Source organism: Thermogutta sp. (genome assembly GCF_014359955.1).
GTDB lineage: Bacteria > Planctomycetota > Planctomycetia > Pirellulales > Thermoguttaceae > Thermogutta.
In genome coordinates, this window is sequence record NZ_JACIYL010000863.1 from 1 (window position 1) to 1784 (window position 1784).

Annotated in this window: 1 protein-coding gene; it reads right to left on the reverse strand. The window is 61.5% G+C overall.

Going from position 1 to position 1784, the window contains the following annotated elements; all coding sequences use genetic code 11:
* The coding region (locus tag H5U08_RS17675) for a hypothetical protein (protein ID WP_297036130.1) at positions 1-1784 on the reverse strand (1784 nt) is incomplete at both ends.

Here is a 1784-nt window from a genome sequence, read left to right on the forward strand (position 1 = left end):
TGCCAGCGTCCCTGGACCTCATCCAAATCCGCGGATTGCCATCGTGGGGAGTGCGATGCAACCACCTTCAAACCCGGCCCCACGTTCACTACCAGGTCCTGGCGTCCCACTCCAATGTCGCTCAAGTGGACCGTGGGGAGGCAAATCCCACCCGGCGTTTCACCCATCGCCTGGAAGAACTCGGCCGTGACGATCTGATCCGAGGGCACCGGGCCCGAAAAGGTAATGTTAAACACCTGTTGATCCACACCAGAAAGAAGCGGCTGGACCTGCACCGGCGACCCCGCGGTGAGCGCTACCAAAGTGAGATCGGGATCACACACCAGTTGAAGTTGATTGCGTGCCAGGCCGAATGAACGAAGTTTCCAGCGGACAGTCCAGTGGAATCCCTCGGGCCGAAGATCCAGAACGTAGAGCACATCGCTTTCCGGCGAGGTGTCGCCGAAGAGCGGTTGTCCGGTTGTCCAGCGGATGACAAGTTGATTTGCGGGTCCGAGTTCAGCGGTCCAGGCTCCGCTTTCCGGGTCGCGTTCCACACGTCCCAGAGCAGAGGGCACCTCCACGCGGAGAACATCAGGAGAAGCCGCGAGTTCCAGCCGGGCATTCATGACGGGCGGGATCGCTCCGGCCACCTCTGTCACAGTGCCTTGAAGAGACGGTCGGATTGTGAAGGGGATGCGCAGTCGATGTCGCCCCGGGTCATTGATCGTCAGGCGGAGGCGCCCCGAGTTCCACGTGGCCGATGTCGGACGGCCATCCACCAGAAGCTCATCCACGCTGGGTACCAGAATATCGCTGCCCAGGGGAAACTCCAGGGTCACCGGTGCCCCACTCAGGAGGCACTCGCACGTCAGATTAAAATCAGTGATTTCCCAGCGATCACCAGTATTCGCGGGAGAGAAAGTACCCCTGTAAACCGCTCCGGTAAATTGCCAGCCAGGCGGTGTCTCGTTGAGGGGACTCACCCGCCGCTGGAGTTGTTTGTAAAACTCCTCCGGCACGTAAACTTCCTGCCCAGCGGGACGCCCCTTCTCGTCCACCGGAATAAAAACGCGATAAACCGGTGACGCCGGTACGGAAGCAGCGCCTCCTCCGCCGGCCGATCTCTCGGGAATCGCTCCAGAAGGCTGCTGAGCGAACGAGCGTGCATCTCTTCCACCAACCGCGAGACTCACAAGGGACGCCAACAGGAGCATAACCATGCCCGCTGTGCCCCACCTCGTCCCGCTTTGATTTTGAGGAGCGACCGCGTGTGCAGAAAGCTGTTCCGCAGATGCAAGCCGGAACTGGGATAGAGGAACTGCTTCGCCCGGCTGCTTCACAGCCTCCCAGTCTGCCCGGGTGAGGGAGACGACGAAGGCCAGGACTGTTCCGAGAAATGCCCCGGAGAGTGCGGGCGCGAAAACTCCTGGCACAAACGCGACCGCCACCGCGGCGGTGAGAGCCAGTCCAAGCAGCACGCGCCGGGGTATGCGGAATGCCACCACGAGAAGGAACACAAGACACGTGCCCAGCCACCGCAATCCCGTGATAAGGTCCACCGGCATGACGAGCACCAACAAAGGCTGGGATTCCGCCAGCTTCTTTTCGGGCAAGGCGCTGGCGTTCCAGCCCTGGCGGGCAAAAGCCAGACCGGTCTCGACGGCCGTTCCCCGTGCGACGAGTGGCCCTTCAGCGGGCAGGTCGTTCCAGATCCGCACGCGGCAGAATCCCTCGCCGCCTTCGGTAAGCCGGGAGAGTTCGATGTCTCGAATCCATTCGCCTTCCGCAGCCAACTTGTAGAG